Source organism: Kitasatospora sp. NPDC028961, assembly GCF_055564815.1.
This window is the reverse complement of record NZ_JBVHVO010000037.1, coordinates 66,321-67,798: the sequence shown is the minus strand read 5'-3', so window position 1 is coordinate 67,798 and position 1,478 is coordinate 66,321. Positions and strand designations below refer to the sequence as shown.

At 71.0% G+C, this 1,478-nt stretch carries 2 protein-coding genes; both read right to left on the bottom strand.

Features of this window, described 5'->3' with window-relative positions; all coding sequences use genetic code 11:
* Positions 1 to 180: 180 nt before the first annotated feature.
* Entirely contained in the window at positions 181 to 1,029 is an 849-nt protein-coding gene (gene hisG, locus ACZ4UX_RS34580) for an ATP phosphoribosyltransferase (RefSeq protein ID WP_329486523.1), read from the bottom strand.
* A gap of 50 nt (positions 1,030 to 1,079) precedes the next feature.
* Positions 1,080 to 1,352: a phosphoribosyl-ATP diphosphatase gene (locus ACZ4UX_RS34575; protein WP_030306151.1), complete on the bottom strand. Its 273-nt coding sequence runs from the start codon at positions 1,350 to 1,352 to the stop codon at positions 1,080 to 1,082.
* Positions 1,353 to 1,478: the final 126 nt, after the last annotated feature.

Sequence of the window (1,478 nt, the reverse complement as noted above, 5' to 3'; positions counted from 1 at the left end):
AGGGAGGTGGGGGGGGGGAGGGGTGGGGGGGTTCGGGGTGGATTTAGGGGCGGGGTTGGGGGGGGGGGGGGGGGTGGTGGGGGTGGGGGGGGTGGGGGGGGGGGGGGGGGGGGGGCCCCCCCCCCCCCCCCCCGCCCCATTGAACCGCTGTTTAACTCCGCTGCTTCACGCGCGGTGGTGTCAGAGGCGGCAGGCGTGGATGTTCGTCACCAGGATGGCCCGGGCGCCGATGCCCCAGAGGTCGTCCATGATCCGCTGGGCCTCCTTGCGGAGCACCATCGACCGGACGGCCACCCAGCCCTCGGTGTGCAGCGGGGAGACGGTCGGCGACTCCAGGCCGGGGGTCAGCGCGACGGCGGCGCCCACGTTCTCGGCACGGATGTCGTAGTCCATCAGCACGTAGCGACGGGCCACCAGCACGCCCTGGAGGCGGCGCAGGAACTGGTCGACGCCCGCGTCCTCCCCCGCGCCCTTCGGGCGGATCACCACGGCGTCCGAGACCAGGATCGGCTCGCCGAAGACCTCCAGCCCGGCGTTGCGCAGGCTGGTGCCGGTCTCCACCACGTCGGCGATCACATCGGCCACGCCCAGCTGCACCGCGGTCTCGACCGCGCCGTCCAGCTTGGTCACGGTGGCCTTGACCCCGTGGTCGGCCAGGTGCTGCTCGACCAGACCGGTGTACGAGGTGGCGATCCGCAGCCCCTCCAGGCCCTGGACGTCCTTCACGTCCACGCCCTCCGGGCGGGCGAAGCGGAAGGTGGAGCCGCCGAACCCGAGGGCCAGCACCTCCTCGGCGTTGGAGTGCGAGTCCAGCAGCAGGTCGCGGCCGGTGATGCCGACGTCCAGCCGGCCGGAGCCGACGTACACCGCGATGTCGCGCGGGCGCAGGAAGAAGAACTCGACCTCGTTGTTCGGGTCGACGAGCACGAGCTCCTTGGGGTCCTTGCGCTGGCGGTAGCCGGCCTCATGGAGCATCTCCGCCGCGGGACCCGAGAGCGAACCCTTGTTGGGGACGGCGATGCGCAGCATGGAAGTCGGTTCCTTACCTGGTAGGGGTGGGGTGTGCTGTTCGGACCGGTTCAGAGGTACTTGTAGACGTCGTCGAGCGTCAGCCCACGGGCGACCATCATCACCTGAAGGTGGTACAGGAGCTGGGAGATCTCCTCGGCGGTCTGCTCGTCCGACTGGAACTCGGCGGCCATCCAGACCTCGGCGGCCTCCTCGACGACCTTCTTGCCGATCGCATGGACGCCCTGCTGGACGAGCTGCGCGGTACGGGAGGACGAGGGGTCGCCGGTGGCGGCCTTCTGCTGGAGCTCGGTGAAGAGCTCCTCGAATGTCTTCGAAGCCATGATGGACTCACCTTACGGCGTGCGGGCTTACAGGCGGTAAACGGTCCCGGGGGGGGGGGGGGGGGGGGGGGGGGGGGTGGCGTGTGCCGTGGCGTTGGGGGTGGGGGGGAGGTTGGGGAGGGGAGT